The sequence below is a fragment of the Arthrobacter sp. AL12 genome (genome assembly GCF_029960645.1).
Classification (GTDB): Bacteria; Actinomycetota; Actinomycetes; order Actinomycetales; family Micrococcaceae; genus Arthrobacter.
On sequence record NZ_JASBQY010000022.1, the window covers coordinates 31,954 to 52,881 of the forward strand.

Here is a 20,928-nt window from a genome sequence, read left to right on the forward strand (position 1 = left end):
GGCGCTTTGCCCTCTGACTTTCGACTGTGGGATCCCTTCGGCTCCCTCACTATGCTGTAGACGACAGAACCGAGAGCGCGAGGAAGGCCCGACATGGCGCAAGGCACGAAGGAAGACCCCTGGAACCTGCTGACCCCTCCCGGGACGTCCGAGTACAGCGTGTACCGCGACGAGGAGGCCGACCCGCCAGCGCTCGTGTGCCAGGTCGGATCCACCACGCTGAAGTACCACCTCCGCGCCGTCGAGGACCTGCACCAGTGGCTCCTGGAACAGGGCGGCTGGGTGCCTCTTGGCGCCGCCGACGAGAAGAAGCCCGCCGCCGAGGGCACCGTGGAGGCCTGGGGGAGGGACCCCTCGAACCCGGTCCACGGCTGGTACGGGCTCCGCAGCGGCTACCGGGGCCGGTTCGGGATGTACCTGCCGCCGCTGCTGGAGGCGCTGGGCCTGGCCGAACTCACCCACGAGAAGCGGAACAACAGCATCCGCGCGATCAGCACCGCTGACGCCGCCGAGTAGCAGCGGCCGCCGTCGGGCAGCCGCTGGAGGGCGCAGCGGGTGTCGCCCAGCGGGATCGCCGCGGCGAAGGTAGCCATGGTTTACGCGAGCCCACGCCATCCAAAAGGGCTGCCGCTCCGGCGGGTGACTCTGCAGGGCACCTAGTCCGTCTTACGAACGCCATAGAATGAGCAGGTTGACTTAGGCGTAGGTGGGAGACGAATGGCTGAGAAGCGTTTCAGGATGAGTAGCAACGCCTGGCAACTTGTCGGGCTGGCGGTGCTGGCTGTCATCACTTTCGGCGTCGTCGCGTTAGCCCTCGTCCCGCAGAGTGGACCGACGGCAGATACCCGCCCCGCCGCCACAGCGGCCGTGACGCCGACCGTGACTGAGCCTCCGGCCCCGAAACCCACCGTCGCCTTCATTGGTGACTCGTATTCGGCGGGGACGGGGGCCACGTTGCCGGAGAACCGCTGGACGTCCGTGCTGAGCCGGGACCGAGGCTGGACGGAAAGTAACTTTGCCCGCGGCGGTTCGGGGTACGTCACCTCTGTAAGCCGCAACGCGCGGGCCGCGTGCGGGCTCGACTACTGCGAGAGCTACCTGGAAATGGTCCCCCAAATCATTGCGGCGAAGCCTGACATGGTGATCGTTTCCGGCGGCAGCAATGACCGGGGTTTGTCCCGCCTGGTTGCGGCGAACGTGGAGAGTGTTTTCGCTGAGTTGCGCAAGGGCCTCCCGGATGCGGAGATCATAGCTATCAATCCGATCTGGGTTGATGGGGAACGACCGTCCGGTGCGGGTGTGTTTGGCCAGGCCGTGGCTGATGCTGCGACGGCCGCGGGCTGCAAGTCCATTGACATCGGCCAGCCCTACCAGGGCAGGCCGGACCTCATTGCCGATGACGCAGCGCACCCCAATGACGCCGGTCACGCTGAACTTGCCGCCGTCACCGCCGCGGCGCTGAAAGCTGCCGGAATAAGCTAGGCCGTCTGACGTCAGCGGCGGGGCGCGTTCCGGCGTCGGGCCGCATGCCCGAACAGCCACACGCCGGCGACCGTCGCGAGGTAACCCGCGATCACGATCAGCGCCGTCCCGGCCCAGAAATAGTGCGTAGTGCTGCCCGCCAGGCCCGTGCCGGCGGCGACGCTGAGCAGCGAATAGGCGGCCACGGCGGCTGCGGCGAGCCCAGGCAGCAGCATCAGCGCCAGCCACAGCCGGGACGACGCCCAGTGCTTCCCGTAGCCGTCCCAGACGTTCCAGCGCGGGCCCCGGCGGATGATCAGCCAGCCCGCCGGGAGCATAAACACGGCCACGACGAGGAAGGCCGCAACAACGTCGGCGGGCCGGTGCCACTGGTTGATCAGCGTTGACACGCCGGTGGCGACGGCGAAGCTGCCGCCCAGGAAACCGGCGAGCGGACGCCAGCGCGGGGAGACCATCAGGAACACCGCCGCCGCGGCCGAGGCCGCCAGGGTGGTGTGGCCGGAGGGCAGTGAGTTCAGCTCGAGTGTCTCGATCCCTCGGTAGGGCCGGACCGGGACGATGTCCTTGAGGATCTGGGTGGCGATGTTGGCGCCCACGCAGGCCGCCACGGCGATCCCGGCCGCGGTCCAGCGCCGCTTCAGCACGGTGACGACCAGGACAACCACGCTGGCGATGAGCAGGGACAGCGCGGGCAGCGAGTCGAGGAGCTTGTTGGCGGCCTTGCCGGCGGTGCCGTGGATTTCGACGGCCTCCACGAGGGCCGATTCGTCGATGAACTGGCCCGTGGTGGTGCGAACGAAAAAGAAGTAGGTCCCGGCCAGCGCCGCCATGCTGACCAGGGTGGCGAGCAGGAACAGGAACCCGGTGCCCCGGCCCGGGCGTCCTTCGGGCTCCGCGGGGGCGCTGGTGCGCGTGCCCGCAGCGCGCGGGGACGGCGGCTGCGGGTACTCCGGAGCCGGCTGCATCGTGGGGTGTTCCTGCCGAAAATTCATCGATCTCAGGGTCCCACAGAACCCTGCGAACTTTCTGAAGGGCCACCTCCGGGCAGATCAGGGCGGATCAGGCCGCCTCCGGCCGCCGCCGGGCAGATCAGGGCGGATGCTGGGAGCGCATCCGCCCTGATCTGCCCGGCGGGGAGCGCATTCGCCCTGATCTGCCCGGCGGGCTGCCCTGCGCCCGGCGCGCGAGTAGTGTTTGGCCATGGACACCGCGGCGCAGCATCCGGACCCAGCCTTCCCCCGCTTCCACCCGCGCCCCGCGCAGGGCTGGATCAACGATCCCAACGGCCTGAGCTATGCGGACGGCCGCTACCACGTGTTCTTCCAGTACAACCCGGACTCGGCCCGGCACCAGGGCATCTGCTGGGGGCACCTGAGTTCCCCCGACCTGGTCCGCTGGGACGAGGAACCGGTGGCGCTCCGGCCCCAGCCCGGCGGCCCGGACGCGCTGGGCTGCTGGTCCGGTGTGGTGGCCGACGACGGCGGCGTCCCCACCGCTGTCTATTCCGGCGTCGACACCGTGGGCGGGCACTCCCGCGTGGTCCTGGCCCGGACCGATGCAGCCCTGCGCGCTTGGACCCAGGAGGGTCACGTCGCGGCCGAGATCCCCCCGGATCCGCACGTCACCGCCGTCCGCGACCCGTTCCTGTTCACCTTCCAGGGCCGCCGCTTCGCAGTGCAGGGCGCCGGGCTCGCGTCCGGCCACGCCGCCGTGCTGCTCTACAGCGTGGAGGACCTGCGCGACTGGCGTTACGAGGGGATCTGGTTCAGCTCGGAGGACCCGCTCGCGGCCCTGCACCTGCCCGCGGAGATCTGGGAGTGCCCGCAGCTGGTCCGGGTCCCGGATTCTTCCGGTGCGGAGACCTGGGTGCTGATGGCCTCGCTCTGGCTCGGTACGGACGATCACGAGCACCCCAACGGCGTCGGCTACCTGCTGGGCTCGCTGGCCGCGAACGGCAGCGGGCTGCCGGTGTTCATGCCGTCGTCGGGCGGGAAAGCGGACCTGGGGCGGGAGTTCTACGCCCCGCAGCTCCTCGCGCTGCCGGACCGGGCGCTGCTCTGGGGCTGGTCCGGTGAGGCGGAGGACTCCGAGGACCGTCCCGGGCGCAGCCAGGCCGAGATCGACGACGCCGGCTGGGCCGGGATACTGACCTTCCCGCGCCAGCTGTCCGTGCACGGCGGCGTTCTCGCCGTCGCGCCCGCCCCCGAACTGCACGCCTACCGCGGCGTCCGGCTGCACCATGGCGCCGCGGGCACGTTCGGTGTTCCGCCGGCGTCGGAGGTCCGGGTGGCCGGGGGAGAGGGCACGCTGAAGCTGGTCCTCGTCGCGGCGGGGCAGCGGCGGACCGTGTTCGCCGACACCGTGGCCGGCGGCGATGAGCTGCGGATCTTTATCGACGCCTCGATCGTGGAGGTCTACCGGCACGGCTCGGTGCCTACGACCCTGCGCGCCTATCCCGGCGCGGGCGAGGATTGGCAGCTCGAGCTGCCGCACGGCGCCGCGGCGGATGTCTGGGGGCTGCGGGAACCGGCGCGTGCGGGAAAGTTCCTGTAGGTAAACTTGCCACCCTGGCTCAGGCTCCCAGGAGGAAACCGGCCGTCTTGTGGGCGACGACGTTTGTCCTGTGAGGAAACAGAGCAGTCCTGCGGCTCAATTGCCCGACCACCTTTCCTTGGCCGGACAGACCATGCAGCCGCGTGTTGACAGTTCAGAACTTGTTCTGAACACTGGGGTTATGTCTCAGGCAACGATCTCCCGTACCGCGCAGTCGTCAGAGTTGTCCCGAAATTCGGCCGCCGTGTTCAGAGCAGCCGAAGAGGGCCCGGTCACGATTACCCGCCGGGACGGCGAGCCGCTCACTCTGCTGACGACCAGCGAGTTCGATCGTGAACATGAAGGCATGGAACTGGCCGCGCACCTTGTGACTGCCTCGCTGGGGGACCCGCAGGTTCCTTTCACTGAGAGGCTCCGCGGGCCCTTCCCGTGGATGGCCTTCCTGAGCGACGCAGACCAGGAAGCTTTCGCGCGGGAGATCGTCGCTATCATCCGCGCCTGTGCCTCAGTGTCGCGGTTTGATAAGGCCTTGATTACTCTCCACGCTTGGCGGTCCACGGCGGAGGCCATCAGTGCCGGCTACACCCCGGATGACCAGCTGGACTGGATTGAACCCACCGTGGTCGCCGACCCGCGCACTGCATGAGCCCGAAACGGTCAGGCGTTCCGCGCCCCCTCAAAAAGGCTGAGTTCGAAATCCAGTTCGGCACCAGCCAGGCCCAGAAAGGCTGGCAGGATCTGCTGGCCACCAAGCTCAACTCCGTCGTCGACGCGTGGGACTTCCTCACCAAGACACCACTGGACGAGTCGGAGAAGAATCACAGGCTCAAGGGTGAGCTGGCGAGAGTCACCCACAAGGGCGGCACGTTCGACCGCTGGCAGCTGGAGCTCCCCGGCGGCGCCCGCATTTGGTTCTACGTCGACGGCCAGTCCATCTGCCTGGTCAATGTTTACACGAACCACCCGAACGCTACGAAGTAGCCAAAGAATGCCGGACATGCCCCACCCGTGGATCCAGGAGTGGACATGCTTCCAACATGCCCACTCCTGGGCCTGCGAACCGGGCATGTGCCCCGCGTTGGCCGGGCCGCGGGAGGGCGCGCCCAGTCCTCCGGCGCCCGGGCGGGACCGGAGCGGCACGTCACCGGCGGTGGGGCGAGAGCCCCGGTATGCGAGGATGTTCCGGTGACTTCCTCTGCCCCCGCCCCGGTCCGCAGCACCCGCGGCCGCCGGCACGTGGGGCTGGTCGCCCTGGTTCTCCCCTTCGTGATCGGGATGGCGGCGTGTTCGGCCCCTGAACCCACGGTCACCCCCGGCTCGGTCTGGCCACCCGGCTCGGCTGGCAGCACTACGGCCCCGGCTGGACAGCCAACTGCCGCCGCCTCCCCGTCTGGTGCCGCTCCCTCCGCCGTGTCCCAGTCCGTAAGCGCAGCGCTGCAGGCACTGGTGGCTTCCTCGCCCCAGCCCAGCACGGCGCAGGTCCGCGAGAGCCTGGCCGCGGCGGGGTTCGCCCCGGCCGCCGTCGAAGTGTCCGCGGCCCGGACCCCCACCGGACTGGCCGCGGACGCCGTCGAGGTCGGGGTCCTGGGCGGGAACGAATGTGTGATGGCGCAGCTCCGGTCCGGAACTGTGGCAACGTCAGTCTTGCCGGTTCTTCCGAACGGGCGATGCTTCATTGGCACCGTCCAGCGGTAATCAACAGGAGTGGCATGTCGAACGTACTGAACCGCCGCGCCGCCGTCGCGCAGGAAAAACGCCGCACGCGCCCGCGGCGCTCGCTGATGGTTGTCCAGGTAATCGGCGAGCTGCTGATCACCCTCGGCGTGATTGCCGTGCTGTTCGTCGCCTGGCAGCTGTGGTGGACCAACGTTGAAGCGGACGCCGCCCAGGGGGCTGCCGTGAAGCAGTTCGTCCAGGAGCACCAGGCGCCCCTCCCTGATCCGTCTGCCGCTGATTCCCCCGCCGCCCCGGCGGACCCGGCGGACCCCGCGGCCACGCCGGTCGGCAAGGCGCCGGCCCACGGAACGGCCATCGGGGTCATCTACATTCCCCGCTTCGGCGCCGACTACAGCCGCCCGATCATCGAGGGCACCAGCAGCGACGTCATCGACACCCTGGGCCTGGGCCGCTACGCGGGCACGGCGATGCCCGGCGCCGTCGGGAACTTCGTCATGGCAGGCCACCGCCAGACCCACGGCGCGGTCCTGGACAACATCCACACCCTCGTGCCCGGGGACAAAATCTACGTCCAGACCGCCGACGGCTTCTACACCTACGTCTTCCGGAACCAGGAGATCGTCCTGCCGGACCGGACCGACGTGACTTTGCCGGTGCCGACCCAGCCCGGGGCGGTGCCGGAGCAGCGGCTCCTGACCCTGACCAGCTGCAATCCGCTCTTCGGCTCCGAGGAGCGCATCATCGCCTACTCGGCCTTCGAATCCTGGCAGCCGCTCAGCGCCGGGCCCCCGGCGCCCATCGCCCAACAGCTCGCCGCACTGCAGGGGAAAGGCTAGACCATGTACCTTTGGCTGTTTCAGCACCTCCCCGGGCCGCTCTGGCTGCGGATCCTGCTCTCGGCCGCCCTCCTGGCTGGGGCGCTGTTCCTGCTGGCCGAGTTCGTCTTCCCCTGGCTGGCCGACCTCACCCACCTGACCGACTCGACGGTCGGCTGACCGGTGCCTGCGAGCCCGCCCCTGCCGCCGTCGTCCCAGCCCGGGTCCGTGCAGCTCCCCGAGCTGGAGGTACTCCTCGCCGGCGCGCACGTGGTGAGCCTGCCGATGCGGGTGAAGTTCCGCGGCATCCTCCAGCGCGAGGCACTGCTGCTGGACGGCCCGCGGGGCTGGGGCGAGTTCTGCCCCTTCCCGGAGTACGGCGACCGGGAAGCCTCCCGCTGGCTCGCCGCCGCGGTCGAGGCCGGCTGGCAGGGCTTTCCGGCGCCGGTCCGTCAGCTGATTCCGGTCAACGCCACCATCCCCGCCGTCGCCGCGGACCGGGTCCCGGAGATCCTGGCCCGCTTCGGCCGGGTCGACGCCGTCAAAATCAAGGTCGCCGAGCCCGGGCAGTCCCTCGACGACGACGCCGCCCGGGTCGCCGCGGTCCGCGCGGCGCTCCCTGACGCCGCGATCCGGGTGGACGCGAACGGCGGCTGGGACGTCCCTACCGCCGTCGCGGCACTGACCCGGCTGGCCGGCGTCGGGCTCGAATACGCCGAACAGCCCGTGCCGGACATCGCCGGCCTCGCCGAGGTCCGCCGCCGGCTGCGCGCCGCCGGGGTCCCGGTGCTGATCGCCGCGGACGAGAGCGTGCGCAAGGAGGACGACCCGCTCAAGGTGGCCCGCGCCGGCGCGGCGGACCTGATCGTGGTGAAGGTTGCACCGCTCGGGGGAGTGCGGCGCGCCCTGGAGATCGTGGCGCAGGCCGGGCTCCCCGCCGTCGTCAGCTCCGCGCTGGACACCTCCGTGGGGATCCGCGCCGGGCTGGCGCTCGCCGCCGCGCTCCCGGACCTGCCCTACGCCTGCGGGCTGGGGACCGTGTCGCTGCTCGCCGCCGACGTCACCCGGGACTCCCTGGTGCCCGACGACGGCGCCATCCGGGTCCGCGACGTGGCCGCCGATCCGGGGCTGCTGGCCGAACACGCGGCCGCGCCGGAGCGCCGCGAGTGGTGGCTGGAGCGCCTGCGCCGGGTCCACGCGGTGCTGGCCGCCGGTCAGGAACCGCGGAACTAGGACCCGCGGATCTCGCTCTTCGTGGCGGTGAAGTGGGCTGCCACCTGGCCAGCGGTGAGCGCTGCGGGGTAGACGGCGGCGTTGTCGACGGTGCCGGCGAAGACCGGGCTGCCGGAGACGCCGGGCCAGCTGTTGGTGCCCAGGGCGTCATACCCGACGCGCCAGTAGCCGCTGATATCGGCCCCTGCTGTGACGGCGTTCTCGCTGACGAGGACGCCGTCGACGTAGAGTCTCATGCCCGCCGTGGACGTTCCATAGGGGTACATGGTCGCTGTGGCCTGGTGCCAGATGCCGTCGTTGTAGCCCGGGGCGCTGGTGATGGCAGTGGCCTTGAAGTTGGTGCTGTTGCCGGGGTTGGGGGCGGCGCCAAACGCGATTGTCCCGTTGCTGGTCATGTACAGGTGGCGGTCCGAGACGACGGAATCTCCGGTCTGCGCGTTTCCGAATCCGATCAGTCGTCCGCCGGCGGTGGACCCTGCAGGGGCCTTGAACCAGATTTCCGCGGTGAAGATGTCCGGGGCGGACACCGCCCCGGCACCGAGGCCGTTGCTCGCGCTGACGTACCCTGCGGGCGAACCGCCCAGTTTCAGCGCGGGGCTGGGGTTCGTTCGGCAGGACCCCGGCTCCCGGAGGGTCGCCCTGCTCAGGGTGCCGTAGCGCTGCGACGCGTTCTGGGCGCCGGACGCGTTCTCGGCCGTCAGCCCGGAGCTCTCGTTGAAGCGGTAGAAGAAGGTGGGGGAATCCGCCGGGGTGGTGAGTACCGGGCAGGGGTAGCTGGCCAGCGCCGAAAAGCTGCTGGCCCCGGTGGGCGCGGAAACTGAGAAGCCCGCGTGTGCCGTCGCGGTGATCATTTGTGAGGCCAGGACCGGAATCGCGGCCAGAGCCAGCAGTGCCGACACGGTCCGGGTCTTGCGGGCCGCCGCTCTGGCTGTTGCACGGGTGCGGGTGCGGGCGCGGCTCGTTCGGCGGGTGCGGGGGGCGCCAGTGCGGCCTGTGCTGCGGGCGCCGGGCCGACGGGTGCGGCTTTCATGCGGGGTCCCAGGCTGTCCCGGTGCCGAACCGGGTGTGCTGGAGCCGCCGGGGGAGGTGGGGGCGCCTGGAGCGGAGGCGGCCGCCACGAGCAGGGCTGACGCTCCGACTAACACCGCGGCCAGGTTGCCCCAGTTCTTCTCCATGAACCAGACCACGGGAAGCCCCGCGAAAGGCACCCGCAGGACCGCAACGCCGTGAACGGCCGCCGGCGTCACCGGCGAGGAATCATTGTCCGAGTTCGCGTCGCCGCGCAGGATGAGGCCGCCGTCGGAAGCGGCCTCGACGTACCGGTGCAGCCGCAGCCTGCCGGCATGGTCCGGGTCATCGACCAGGAGAATCTGGCCAAGGGCTGCCGTGCCGGTGGGGATGGGACGGGCAACGATGATGTCGCCGGCGTAGATGCGGGGCACCATGGAATTGGTGACCACCGTGGTGGTCTGCCAGCCCATGGCGAGGGGAAGAACGGCCCAGACCAGGAGGCCAAGGACGGCGAACAGGATGGCCCGGGCCAGCACTGACACGGTCAGCCGGAACAGATCCAGGCCCGCGATGACGTGGCTGCCGTCGTCCCCTGCCGTTGCGGTTCGGGGCGGGGTGGTCGTGACGGAGGGGACGCCGTCGTCGGGCAGTCCCGCGGACGCGCCCGCGGACGGGTCGCCGGCCGGGCGTCCGGGGCGATGCCCCGACGCCGCGGTTGGCAGACTCGACTCAGGCATCAAATTAGCTGTTCTGGGCTTCCCAGGTGAAGACGACGTTCGCGGTACCGCCCTGGGCGCTGTCCGGTGCGGTCGAGCTCAGGGTGTAGGCGATTTTGTATGTGCGGGCCACAGGCGCTGCAGTCGTGGCGCCGGCCGGTGCCCATGTGCCCACGCCGTTGGCGAACGTCGACTTGGTGCCGAAGCTCGCAAGGGTGAGTTCGGAAGTGTCCGCCGGGGTGACGCTCGGCTGGAAGCCCTGGCAGTCGGCTGTTCCGCCGGTGCCTTCAGTGATGACCAGATTGATGAAGGGGCTGAGGTCGTTGGTGACCGCCGTGTTGAAATCCTTGGCGTACAGCTTCACCGCGGAGGCAAGCGAGCCAGTGGAAGTGACCGTGACGCACTTAGCCCCGGTCTGCCCGGGCTTGAGGTTCTCTGCCTTGAACACCGCACTGCCGGCGTTGTTGACCAGCTTGACCGTACCGGCTGCCCAGTTGTTCCCGGCGTCGACGGTCTGGCTGCTGAAGGCGGAGTAGGACGCCTGGGATACCGCGAGGCCGCTCACCAGGAGTGCTGCGGGGACGACGGACCATTTGACCCATTTGGCCGTACGTGCGGAAATCTGTGCCATGAAATGCTCCTGGGGAGGAAGGGGACTGCGCCCCTGCTGAGACCTAACAAGCTCCCTGAGCGGAGCCTGCAGTTATGAAGTTACACATATTTATCTTGTTTAACAAGTTACTTGTTTTAAGAGTGGCTTACTTTAAGAGATATAGGGGGTGTCGAGGCATCGCCAGACGTGGCGGCCGGTCAAATGTTTGATAGTAAAGTAGATGAAAAGGCGGCGAAAAAACCCGTGGAAATCAGCTTTGGAGCGGAAGATTCGTTATGGCAACCCCTGGACCCCGGCACGTCGACGAGCTGGAGAAGACCACCCCTATGGAGGGCCCGAATGCGACCCGCCAAGCCGGGCTGGTCCGGATCGTGCAGGGCCTGCGGCGCGTTGACACCGGGACCTACGCCCTCCGCATCCGGTTGGCCGAGAAGCTGGGGATCGGGACCATCGACATCAACGCGATGGCATTCGTGGGCGAGGTGGACGGCCTCACCCCCAAGGACCTCGGCAAGGCCCTGAACATCACCACCGGCTCGGTCACGGCCATGGTGGACCGTCTGGAATCCAAGGGATTTATGGTACGCAAGCCCAACCCCACGGACCGGCGCAGCGTGCTGCTGCACCTGAGCCCGGAGGGGACCGAAGCGATGCAGTGGGCCAACGACCACTTCGCCGCGGCCGCCGGTGCCCTGCTCGAGGACTCGTCCGCGGAGAGCGTTGTCGACATCGCTGAATTCCTCGAGGGCATCGGCGAGCGGCTGATGGCTGCCGCCACGGACCCCGAAGACGGCTAAAGGGCGCTCCGATGGCGGCCTGCCAGGCTCCGGGGTACTGTCCTGGTCAGTGCGCTGCCGCCAGGGCCCGGGAAGTTCGGTCAGAGCCGTGACGGTGAATTCAGGAGCCTCAAAGTAGCCCGGGTAGCTACCCCCGACCCTGTTGAGCCACGCTGTCCGCAGCCCGGCACGAGCGGCCCCGTGGATGTCCCAGGGATGCACAGCCACCAACAGCATTTCGGCCGGCTCGGCCCCGGAAGCGGCGACGGCGTATTCATAGGCGGCCCGGGCAGGCTTCCAGATGGGCGCGTCTTCGACCGAAAGCAGCGACTCAAACGCCTCCCGGATGCCGGCCTCGCTGAACAGCTTCCCGGCGATCCGGGCCGAGCCGTTGCTGAGCGTCATCAGCCGGAACCCTGCGGCCCCGAGGGCCCTGATCCCCTCGGGGACATCCGGATGTAGACCGAGGCCGTTCATACCGTCCATGACATGGTCGACCGCCGCGTCGAGAGGGCGGTTTAGCTCCGCCCCTGTCAGAAGTCCCCGGAGCGCGTCGGCTCCGATGGCGGAGAACGATCCGTTGTCGCCACTGGCTGCCAGAGCGAAGCCGTCACGCAGCAGCGTGGAGAACCAGAGCTTGGCCAGTTCAGCGGGCGCCCCGACCTCGCTGAAGCGTTCCCCCATGGGCGACATATCTGACAGCGTTTCATTGACATCAAAGACAATGACTGAGGTGGCGGTGGTCATGGTTTCTCCTCGTGATCGTGGGTCCGTCTTCAGAGCGGGTCTGCCGCCTTCCAGGAAGGCGGCAGTCATCGAAGGGGCAAGCGTTAAGTGCGGCGCCGGCTACAACGCCTCGGTGAGATCCAGGAGGCGCTGGCGTTCGGCGCCGGTGTAGGCGCATGCCTCGATGGCTTCACGCATCCGGGCCAATTGAACCAGCACCTCGCCGCGGTGCTCCTCCCGTTCGTCCCGCCAGGAGAGCTCCCGGAGCAGGACAAGTAGTCTTTCGGCGACGGCCGGATCACCGGCCCCGTAGTGCCGAGACTGCGCCAGCGCAAGATCCAGGAAGTCCCCGAACCGGGGCTGGGCCAGAATGACTCTGACCTCGTCGGCGTTGTCCGTGAGCACTTCCGGTCCGGGGCTTCTGTCGGCAAGCCGGCACAACAGGTCGGAGAGGTGGCCGATCACGTGCACCGCGGTGGTCGGATCGTTGATGCCGGGGGAGAGGGCGCGTGCCGCGACGTCCGACAGCTGACGGAAACCGAAGCCGACGTCCTGGACCTTGGTGCGTTCAAAGCCCGTGTCGACCATCACGTTGATCTGTTCCCGCAACTGCTCCGCGGATTCCGGGCTGAAGGCGGTCCGGGGAGGCAGCGGCCACACGGTCGCAAAAGGAACTCCCTCCACCAGGGAACTTCCGGGCTCGCGGTCTATCCGGATCACGGCGTCTGCCTCCAGGGCGGCCCGCAGGAGGGCGTTCTTGTTGTACCCGGTGAGGAATCCGGAGCGCGAGCGACGGATGTCCATACTGCCGGCGCCGGTGGCTGGTACCGGCTGCCGGGCTGGCCGGCGGGCCGGGAATACGCGGTCCATCGTTGCCCGGGTTTCGGCGTTAACCTTGCGCATCATGGTCTCGACGCGGATCTCACGGGTCAAGTGGGCAAGGAAGAGAACGAGTCCCAAGATGCTGGCGATCGTCAGGGCGTAGGCCACGGTGACGGAAATTTCAGGGACGAAGGAGGGGCTCTGGCTGGTTTCTGTCCGGACGCTGCGCAGAACAGTCAAGGCGAAGGCGAAGGTGGCCAGGAACAACGCCAGGGTCGTGTGGACGAACCTGTCGCTGGCGAAGGTGCGCAGCAGCCGCGGCGAAAACTGGCTGCTGGCGAGCTGGAGGGTTACCACGGTGAGGGAAAAGGTCAGCGATGTGACCGTGATCAGGGATCCCGCGACGGTCTGCAGCACGGCCCGGGCTGCCTCTGGGCCGCCTCCAAAGAGCAGGGCGGCAACGCCCTGCGGCAGCCGGCCGTCTAAGGCGGCGTCGAGCGCCGGCAGGGCAATACCGAGGACGACTGCGAGGACCACGGACACGGCAGGCAACGGCCAAAGCTGTGTCTGCAGTGCGTCCTTGACCTGCGCTGCGCGGCCATCGATCATGAACATCCCCGTTCGTTACCGTGTGGTTCCAGCATTGCCGTTCCGCTGCCCCGTTACCCGCAGGCCGCGCGGGAGTGGTCTCCTTTCTAGCACAGGGCCGGGCGTTAGCGACGGGAGCGACCTCAGGAATGCTGCGGGCGGCCGCTACGCGGAAGTTCACGGCTGTCTTGCCCGTGGCCCCGGCGGGTTTCGGGGCGATGCCGGGAGTTCACCTCAACTTCATCTGAGAGTCGGCTCCGCGTAGTCCGCGGCTGGAACGGTGGGAAGGCCCCTACTCCACCCGTGGAAGGTCTCTTCATGTCTGTCTCCTCCGGACGCAAATTCTCCCTGCTCCCGATGCTCGGCCACACCAAAGGCAAGCGAAGCGCCGTCACCTGCGCGCTTAAGTGCGACAACGCCTGCAGCGGCGAGGTCTGCAACACCAGCTCGAACAGCTACTTCCGCGACATCGCCTCCGCGACCATGTCCCGCCGCGCCGCCCTGGGCTTCGGCGCCGCCGGTGCCCTCGCCGTCGCGTTCGGCGGCGCCCTGGCCTCGCCCGAGGCCGCAGTGGCCGGCGGCCCCGGGCTGTCCCCGGCAGCCAAGAACGGCTACGGGGCGTCCAAGCTCAAGTTCACCGCGATCGCTCCGGTGGATGCCGCCGTCGACGCCTTCACGGTTCCGGCAGGCTTCACCTGGCAGCCCGTGATCCGCTGGGGTGACCCGATCTTCGCCGACGCCCCGGAGTTCGACCTCGGCAACCAGACCGCTGCTGCCCAGGCGCGGCAGTTCGGCTACAACAACGACTACACGGACATCCTTGAGATCCCCGGCAGCAAGGGCCGCCGCGCGGTGCTCTTCGCGAACCACGAATACACCAACGAGGCCATCATGTTCCCGGCCACGATGCCCGCCGCCGACGTCCGGAAGGTCGCCGCCGCCGCGCACGGGCTCACCGTCGTCGAGCTGGAGCGCAAGAACAAGAACACGCCGTGGAACTACGTCAAGGGCGCCGGGCTGAACCGCCGTTACCTCAACAACACCGCCTACGAGCTCACCGGCCCGGTGGCCGGCTCGCCGCTGGTCCGCTCGACGGCAGACCCCACCGGCCGCACCATCCTCGGCACGCTGGGGAACTGCTCGGGCGGCACCACGCCCTGGGGCACCATCCTCTCCGGCGAGGAGAACTTCAACGGGTACTTCGTCGCCCCCGGCCTCTCGGACAAGGACAAGCGCTACGGGCTCACCAGCAAGCCCACGGCGCGGCAGTGGGAACTCGACGACCCGCGCTTCGACACCCGCACCCCGGGGTACGAGAACGAGGCCAACCGCTTCGGCTGGATCGTGGAGGTCGACCCCTTCGACCCGACGTCGACCCCGAAGAAGCACTCCGCGCTGGGCCGCTTCAAGCACGAGGGCGCCAACGTGATCGTGGCCGAGTCCGGGCACGTGGTGGCCTACTCAGGCGACGACGAGCGCTTCGACTACCTCTACAAGTTCGTCTCGAAGGACAAGTACATCGAGGGGGACCGGAAGCACAACATGACCCTGCTCTCCGCCGGCGACCTCTACGTGGCCCGCTTCACCGGCAACTCCCCGGCCGCCGAGATCACCGGCACGGGCACTGTCCCGGCCGACGGCGGCTTCGACGGCACCGGGGAATGGCTGCCGCTCGTCGTCGGCGGGAAGTCCATGGTGCCCGGGATGCCGTCCGTCGAGGAGGTGCTGGTGTACACGCGGCTGGCCGCGGACAAGGTGGGCCCGACCAAGATGGACCGCTGCGAGGACGTCCAGCCCAGCCTGCACACCGGCAAGGTCTACGTCGCCTGCACCAACAACTCGGACCGCGGCAAGATCGGCAAGGAAGGCGCCACCGAGGTCAACCCCCGCAACGCCAACCGCGACGGCCACATCGTTGAAATCACCGAGACCGGCGACCAGACCTCCACGAAGTTCACCTGGAACCTGCTGATGGTCTGCGGCGATCCCTCCACCGGGGACGTGACCTACTTCTCCGGGTTCCCGGCGGACCAGGTCTCGCCCATCTCCTGCCCGGACAACCTCGCGTTCGACTCGGTCGGCAACCTCTGGATCTCCACGGACGGCGCACCTTCCGGCATCGGCAAGGCCGACGGGCTGTTCAAGGTCACCCTCGACGGCGCCGAGCGCGGCCGGGTGGAGCAGTTCCTGGCCGTCCCGCGCGACGGCGAAACCTGCGGGCCGATCATCCGCGACGAGGAACGCACCGTGTTCGTCTCCGTGCAGCACCCGGGCGAGGACGGCACCTTCGACGCGCAGCTGTCCTTCTTCCCGGACTACGTCCCGGCAGGCACGACGCCGGCCCGGGGCAAGGCCCGTGCCCCGCGCCCCTCAGTGGTCCAGGTCTTCCGCACCGACGCCTGACCCCTTCAACCACCACACCGCACCCACCACCTCCACCTCCACTACAAAGCAACGCGGGGTCAGATCCGGCCCGTGTTGGGGCCCTTGATGGGCGCGATCTGACCCCGCGTTGCTTCAGGGCACTTCGCTCCCGCAGGCTTGGCGCGTTTCGGCCCGACGTTCCCGCTCGTTGGCGGGTTTCGGAGTTACGCTCCCGCGGTTTGTCGGGGCGACGGCCGTCCGGGGCTGCTTTGAGACCCCAATGGGCACTTTCCGGCCAGTTGACGGCGCGCCCGCGGTCAAAGTGCCCCCGGACGGTTGGGTGTCACGGGGTCACTGGCGGCAGCGCGGTGCAGGGGGAGTTTAGGGCCCACACGCAGCGGCACGAGAGGCGGGTTCGGGCTTCGCCGAACAGGTCCAAGACCGCGTCTGCCGGACGACCGTGGCAAAACCTCGTCTTCGCATTCATCGACAATGCGGCCGGGACCGCGGGAGTTTACTGCCAGCGGCCAGGCAGTGGCGCGTTTTCCTCCGAGGCCGTCTTCGACCAGGATCAGTTTCCGGTGGCGCCTTCAGGGGTTTGGTGTTCCGTAACGAAGGGCCCGAGCAAGGTCCTGAGGTGGGAGTGGACCCGGTCCAGAGATTGCCCGGGTTCGAGCATGCGGGTGCCGGCGTGGACGACGGAGTTGATCATCTCTGCCAGCAACTCCGGGTCCGCAACCCCGAGCTCGGTGAGCGTCTTGATGAGCGTTCCTGGAGCTGGCGGTGCATCCGGGTGGCTTGCCAGTCGAGTTCGGCGCCCGGGGCCAGCGCGGCCAACGCCGCCCCAACGGCGTGAGCTCCTTCGGCCACGAGGTTCACGTTGGCCGTGGCGTAGGCCAGGACGCGATCGGCTTTGGCGGGGCGGCGGCCATGGCGGATGTGACTCGGTCCAGCGCGGGAAGATGTCGCTCACCAGAGCCTGGAATAGGTCCTGTCGGGAGTCGAAGTACTGGTCGACGCTGGGCCTTGAGAGTCCGGCCCGCTCGGCCACGTCGGCCATGGTCGGCCCTTCGGAGGTCTCCTGCAGGAGTTCGTGGGCAGCGTCCAGCAGTGCGCGCTCCTGTGCGGCGCGGTGCTCCGCGACGGTGGCGGCAGTGATTCTGGGCATTGCGGGATCCTTTGACGCTGGCTGACGTACGCACCAAGCGCGCTGGCAGCGACGGGCGGTGGGCAGCGACAGGCGGATCGGCCGCCAGAGGTACGGGAGCGTTTGCTGATCCGCCACCACCGCTGAGGGAGCGTCCGGGTGCGGGGGAACTGATAATTTGAACAGTGTGAATAATCCGGCCGAAATGGTTGTCCCCAGAGTCCAGGCAGCAATTGCCAGCGCGTTCGGCGAAGAGTACCGCGAGACCGATCCGGTGGTCCGGCCCTCGCAGTTCGCGGACATCCAGATCAACGCCGCCATGGCGCTGGCCAAGAAGGTCGGCATGGCGCCGAGGGACGCCGCCGCCCGGATCGTCGAGGCCCTGGACCTGGACGGGATCTGCACCGCGGCCGAGATCTCCGGACCGGGCTTCATCAACCTCACCTTCGACGGGACCTGGATCGAGGAGCTGCTCAACGCCGCGTCTCCCGGCGCCCCGGCCGTGCCGGCAGCGGTGGCCCAGCGCGTCGTCGTCGACTATTCCTCCCCGAACGTCGCCAAGGAAATGCACGTCGGGCACCTGCGTACCACGGTGGTGGGCGACAGCCTCGTGAAGGTCTTCGAGGCGCTGGGCGACACCGTGATCCGGCAGAACCACATCGGCGACTGGGGCACCCCGTTCGGCATGCTGATCGAGCACTGGCTGGAGATCGGCGAGGATTCCCCGGCGGCGGCGCTGCTGGTCGATGACCCCAGCGCGTTCTACCAGGCGGCCCGGGCCAAGTTCGACGCCTCCGCCACCGACGCGGACGGCTCCGCCACCGACGCGGACGGCTTCGCCACCCGCGCGCGGCAGCGCGTGGTCGCGCTCCAGGGCGGCGACGCGGAGACCTTCGCCGTCTGGCAGCGGCTCGTGGCGCAGTCCAAGCGCTACTTCAACGCCATCTATTCGATGCTGGGCATCAGCCTCACCGATGACCACATCGCCGGGGAAAGCTCCTACGACGCGCATCTGGCACAGCTGTGCCAGGAACTCGAGGAACGCGGCATCGCCCGGATCAGCGACGGCGCCCTGTGCACCTTCCCGGCCGGCTTCACAGGCCGCGACGGTGAGCCGATGCCGCTGATCATCCGCAAGTCCGACGGCGGCTACGGCTACGGCACCACGGACCTCGCCACCATCCGGTACCGGGTCCGCGAGCTCGAGGCCAACCGCGTCCTCTACGTCGTGGGCGCGCCGCAGAACATGCACCTGCGCATGGTCATGGCCACGGCCCGCGACGCCGGCTGGCTGCCGGACACGGTGGAGGCCGTGCACGTGCAGATCGGCAACGTGCTGGGGGAGGACGGGAAGATCCTGAAGTCCCGCTCCGGCGCCCCGGTCAAGCTGATGGCCCTGCTGGAGGAAGCCGTGGACCGCGCCCGCACCGTGATTGACGCCAGCCGGCCCGAGCTCACAGCGGAAGAACGCGCCGTGACCGCCCGGCAGGTGGGCATCGGCGCGGTCAAGTACGCCGACCTCTCCGTGGGCCACGACACCGAGTACGTCTTTGACTTCGACCGGATGCTGGCCCTGAGCGGCAACACCGGGCCCTATGTGCAGTACGCGGCCGCCCGGATCCGCTCGATTCTGCGCAAGGCCGGTGTGCTGGAGCGGTACACCGCGCTGGACTTTGCCGACAGCGACGGCGGCAGGCCGGCGACGCCGATCGCCGTCGTCGAACCCGCCGAACGGGCCCTGGCCCTGCACCTGCTCGAGTACGGCGCGACCCTGCACAAGGTGCGCGAGGCGCTGGAGCCGCACCGGCTGTGCACCTACCTGTTCGAACTCGCCCAGCTGTTCACGTCCTTCTATGACCAGTGCCCCGTGCTGAAGTCCGAGGATTCAGTCCGGGAATCGCGGCTTGCCCTGTGCGCCCTGGTGCTGCGCCGGCTGTCCGAGGGCCTGGACCTGCTCGGCATCGAGACCCCGGAGAACATGTGAGTTCGGAGGAGCTGAGCGCACTCGATGCTGCGCGTATCGCGGTCGCGGCCCTGCTTCTTGAGGGCGTGCGGTACGTGGTGGTGGCGCCGGGCTCGCGCTCCGCGCCGATGGCCTACGCACTGGCCGAGGCCGACGCCGCCGGACGGGTCGAACTGCTGGTCCGGATTGATGAGCGCGACGCCGGCTTCACCGCCCTGGGCCTGGGCCTCGCTACGGGGGCGCCCGCGGCCGTGCTGACCACCTCCGGGACCGCCGTCGGCAATCTCCTGCCGGCGGTGATGGAGGCCAACCACGCCGCTGTCCCGCTCGTGGTAATCTCCGCCGACCGCCCCGAGGAACTCCGCGGGACCGGCGCCAACCAGACCACGGCGCAGCTGGACCTGTTCGGCGAGCATGTCCGTTTCGCCGCCGACGTGCCCGCCGGCAGTGACCCGCGACGCGCCGTGGAGACCGCGCTCAGCGCCGCCACCGGGGCCTTTGAGGACACCCCGCCCGGGCCCGTGCAGCTCAATCTGGCCTTCCGCGACCCGCTCGTTCCCGCGCCCGGCGACGGGCTGCCGCCCGAGTCCGGCCGCCGCGTGTACCGCGCGCCCCGCGGCCCGCTGGCCCTCGATTTCCCGCCAGCCTCGGCCGGCCTGCCGGAGCGGCGCACCGTGGTGCTGGCCGGGCACGACGCCGGGCCGGTCGCCGAGGCGTTCGCCCGCGCCCATGGCGTGCCGCTGCTGGCCGAGCCGTCCTCCAACGCCCGGTTCGGGCCCAACGCGGTGGGACCGTACCGGATTGTCCTGGATGCGTTCGGCCCGGACTCCGCGCAGCCGATCGAGCGCGTGGTGCTCTTCGGCCGGCCCACCCTCTCCCGGCCGGTGAGCGCCCTGCTGGCCCGCGCCGACGTCCCCTCCGCCCTGTACCAGCCGGTGCCGGTGGCCTGGTACGAGCCCGGCCGCCGCACCGAACTCCCCCTGGACAACCTGGGCGACCTGGCGGACTTCGCCGGCCGCGGCTCCGCGGCGTGGCTGGATGCCTGGCTCCTGGCCGGGGCCGCCGCGCAGCACGCGGTGGACGTGGTGCTGGCGGGGCCTGGAGTTGGGGCTGGGGCTGGGGCTGCGACCGGGGCCGCGGCTGGGACCGCGGCCGCCGGGCCCGCGGCGACCGGTCCCGCCGTCGGCGCCCTGGTCTGGGAACATACGCGCGGGCAGCTGGTGCTCGGTTCCTCCAACGGCATCCGCGACGTCGACCTCGCCGGCGCGCCCGCCCCGGAGCCGGCCGCCGTCGTCTTCGCCAACCGCGGCCTGTCCGGCATCGACGGGACCCTCGCCACGGCCACCGGCATCGCCCTGGCCGGGGGGCAGGAAACCACGGTGCTGCTGGGCGACGTCACCTTCCTGCACGATGCCGGCGGGCTGCTGCTCGGCGCCGGGGAACAGGAGCCCCATCTGCGCATCGTGGTCCTCAACGACGCCGGCGGGGCCATCTTCGGGCTGCTGGAGCACGGCGAGGTCGAGGCCGCGGGCCGCTACGGCACCGCCGTCGAACGCCTCTTCGGCACCCCGCACAGTGTGGACCTTGGGGCGCTCGCGGCGGCGTACGGCGTCGCGCACCGCTCGGTCAGCACGACGGCGGAGCTGGCCGCGGCGCTGGCGGAGCCGTGGTCGGGCCGCAGCATCATCGAGGTCCACACGGACCGGCGCGGGCTGCGTGAACTGCACGTCCGCATCAGGTCCGCCGTGGCCTCCGCGGTGGCCGGAGTCCTCGCCTCGCAGTAGCCTAGGCGGGCAGTGGCCCGCCCGTTTCCGCTGCGCTTTCGGACGGGGCGGCCTGGATCCGCGGTGCGTCTGTCCGAAACCGCCGCGTATGCGCTGCTGTGCCGCCGCTGCCTGCATGGTGGGGGAGTGCCGTGCCTCAGCTGTGGATGAGGTGGCTCCAGTCCGGCCGAGGCCGTACTGGCTGACGTGCCCGGAGTGACGGCGGTTGGAGTAGTGGATGGCGAACACCGTGTTGCTAAGGTCCAGATCGCGGGCCTCGGCGATCATCGGCCACTAGCCGCTCAAGCCCATCCTCCCGGAAGTCCCTGCCCTCCACCATCCAGCCTCCGTAATGCATGGCGGCCGAGCGGTGCGCGAAGGTCAGATCGTGAGGATTACAGGTCCGTCGTCCGTGATCGCTACGGTGTGCTCGCTGTGCGCGGTTCGAGTTCCTGTTGCATTTCGGTGTGTCCAGCCGTCCGGGTCGGTGACGAGGTCGGCGGTGCCCGCCATGACCCAGGGCCTTCTTGGTCTTTGTTTGTGGTTGTGTAACGGGTTGGTGTCGGTTCCGGGGTGACCCATCCGGGGCGGGGGGTGTTCCCGAAGTACTCCTGACAGACCAAACCGGACCCGCTGGAAAACGTGTCAGGCCGTGTTTTTACGGCCGCGGGACCGGGAA

At 69.3% G+C, this 20,928-nt stretch carries 18 protein-coding genes and 2 pseudogenes; 13 read left to right on the plus strand and 7 right to left on the minus strand.

The window, feature by feature from the left end:
- The first annotated feature begins 93 nt into the window (after positions 1–93).
- On the plus strand, positions 94–516 hold the full coding sequence (locus tag QK291_RS17615; protein WP_282384077.1) for a DUF6855 family protein: 423 nt from the start codon (positions 94–96) through the stop codon (positions 514–516).
- A gap of 222 nt (positions 517–738) precedes the next feature.
- Positions 739–1,482 carry an SGNH/GDSL hydrolase family protein gene (locus QK291_RS17620; RefSeq protein WP_282384078.1) on the plus strand — a complete coding sequence of 248 codons (744 nt, stop codon included), beginning with the start codon at positions 739–741 and terminating at the stop codon, positions 1,480–1,482.
- Between the two features lie 11 nt (positions 1,483–1,493).
- On the opposite strand, the gene QK291_RS17625 is transcribed toward QK291_RS17620, so the two are convergent.
- Positions 1,494–2,474: a phosphatase PAP2 family protein gene (locus QK291_RS17625; protein ID WP_282384079.1), complete on the minus strand. Its 981-nt coding sequence runs from the start codon at positions 2,472–2,474 to the stop codon at positions 1,494–1,496.
- Between the two features lie 208 nt (positions 2,475–2,682).
- On the opposite strand from QK291_RS17625, the gene QK291_RS17630 reads away from it, so the two are divergent.
- The 7 genes from QK291_RS17630 to QK291_RS17660 all read left to right on the plus strand — a co-directional run bounded on the left by QK291_RS17630 (position 2,683) and on the right by QK291_RS17660 (position 7,760).
- Complete coding sequence (locus tag QK291_RS17630; RefSeq protein ID WP_282384080.1) at positions 2,683–4,035, plus strand: glycoside hydrolase family 32 protein; 1,353 nt, start codon at positions 2,683–2,685, stop codon at positions 4,033–4,035.
- 181 nt (positions 4,036–4,216) lie between these two features.
- On the plus strand, positions 4,217–4,681 hold the full coding sequence (locus QK291_RS17635; protein ID WP_282384081.1) for a type II toxin-antitoxin system Phd/YefM family antitoxin: 465 nt from the start codon (positions 4,217–4,219) through the stop codon (positions 4,679–4,681).
- Positions 4,678–5,016: a hypothetical protein gene (locus QK291_RS17640; protein WP_282384082.1), complete on the plus strand. Its 339-nt coding sequence runs from the start codon at positions 4,678–4,680 to the stop codon at positions 5,014–5,016. The genes QK291_RS17635 and QK291_RS17640 overlap by 4 nt, the downstream gene beginning before the upstream one ends.
- Positions 5,017–5,220: 204 nt before the next feature.
- A complete protein-coding gene (locus tag QK291_RS17645) occupies positions 5,221–5,730 on the plus strand; it encodes a hypothetical protein (protein WP_282384083.1) in 510 nt (169 codons plus the stop codon).
- Positions 5,731–5,816: 86 nt separating this feature from the next.
- On the plus strand, positions 5,817–6,548 hold the full coding sequence (locus QK291_RS17650; protein WP_282384096.1) for a class E sortase: 732 nt from the start codon (positions 5,817–5,819) through the stop codon (positions 6,546–6,548).
- A 3-nt stretch (positions 6,549–6,551) separates the two neighbouring features.
- Positions 6,552–6,707 (plus strand): hypothetical protein, encoded by a 156-nt coding sequence (locus QK291_RS17655; protein WP_282384084.1) that lies wholly within the window; start codon positions 6,552–6,554, stop codon positions 6,705–6,707.
- Positions 6,708–6,755: 48 nt separating this feature from the next.
- Entirely contained in the window at positions 6,756–7,760 is a 1,005-nt protein-coding gene (locus QK291_RS17660) for an o-succinylbenzoate synthase (protein ID WP_282384085.1), read from the plus strand.
- On the opposite strand, the gene QK291_RS17665 is transcribed toward QK291_RS17660, so the two are convergent.
- A complete protein-coding gene (locus QK291_RS17665; protein WP_282384086.1) occupies positions 7,757–9,508 on the minus strand; it encodes a LamG-like jellyroll fold domain-containing protein in 1,752 nt (583 codons plus the stop codon). The two genes, QK291_RS17660 and QK291_RS17665, sit on opposite strands and share 4 nt — an antisense overlap.
- Before the next feature lie 4 nt (positions 9,509–9,512).
- Positions 9,513–10,118: a TasA family protein gene (locus QK291_RS17670; RefSeq protein WP_282384087.1), complete on the minus strand. Its 606-nt coding sequence runs from the start codon at positions 10,116–10,118 to the stop codon at positions 9,513–9,515.
- 257 nt (positions 10,119–10,375) lie between these two features.
- Here QK291_RS17670 and QK291_RS17675 point away from each other — a divergent pair, with 257 nt between their 5' ends.
- Complete coding sequence (locus QK291_RS17675) at positions 10,376–10,897, plus strand: MarR family transcriptional regulator (RefSeq protein ID WP_282384088.1); 522 nt, start codon at positions 10,376–10,378, stop codon at positions 10,895–10,897.
- Positions 10,898–11,038: 141 nt separating this feature from the next.
- Here QK291_RS17675 and QK291_RS17680 read toward each other — a convergent pair.
- A pseudogene (locus tag QK291_RS17680) lies at positions 11,039–11,692 on the minus strand (haloacid dehalogenase type II); the annotation flags it as partial.
- Positions 11,693–11,722: 30 nt separating this feature from the next.
- The gene (locus tag QK291_RS17685; protein ID WP_282384089.1) at positions 11,723–13,039 is read right to left on the minus strand and encodes a DUF2254 domain-containing protein; all 1,317 of its coding nucleotides are present in this window, start codon (positions 13,037–13,039) and stop codon (positions 11,723–11,725) included.
- 291 nt (positions 13,040–13,330) lie between these two features.
- Here QK291_RS17685 and QK291_RS17690 point away from each other — a divergent pair, with 291 nt between their 5' ends.
- A complete protein-coding gene (locus tag QK291_RS17690) occupies positions 13,331–15,415 on the plus strand; it encodes a PhoX family phosphatase (RefSeq protein ID WP_282384091.1) in 2,085 nt (694 codons plus the stop codon).
- A gap of 532 nt (positions 15,416–15,947) precedes the next feature.
- Here QK291_RS17690 and QK291_RS17695 read toward each other — a convergent pair.
- Positions 15,948–16,544, minus strand: a complete 597-nt coding sequence (locus QK291_RS17695; protein ID WP_282384092.1) for a helix-turn-helix domain-containing protein — start codon at positions 16,542–16,544, stop codon at positions 15,948–15,950.
- 184 nt (positions 16,545–16,728) lie between these two features.
- Between QK291_RS17695 and argS the strand changes: the two genes are divergently transcribed.
- Positions 16,729–18,507, plus strand: coding sequence for an arginine--tRNA ligase (gene argS / locus QK291_RS17700; protein WP_282384093.1), 1,779 nt, complete (start codon positions 16,729–16,731; stop codon positions 18,505–18,507).
- Positions 18,504–20,270, plus strand: a complete 1,767-nt coding sequence (menD, locus tag QK291_RS17705; RefSeq protein ID WP_282384094.1) for a 2-succinyl-5-enolpyruvyl-6-hydroxy-3-cyclohexene-1-carboxylic-acid synthase — start codon at positions 18,504–18,506, stop codon at positions 20,268–20,270. Before argS ends, menD begins: the two co-directional genes overlap by 4 nt.
- Positions 20,271–20,630: 360 nt before the next feature.
- On the opposite strand, the pseudogene QK291_RS17710 reads toward menD, so the two are convergent.
- Positions 20,631–20,771, minus strand: a pseudogene (locus tag QK291_RS17710) (type I methionyl aminopeptidase); the annotation flags it as partial.
- Between the last annotated feature and the right edge of the window lie 157 nt (positions 20,772–20,928).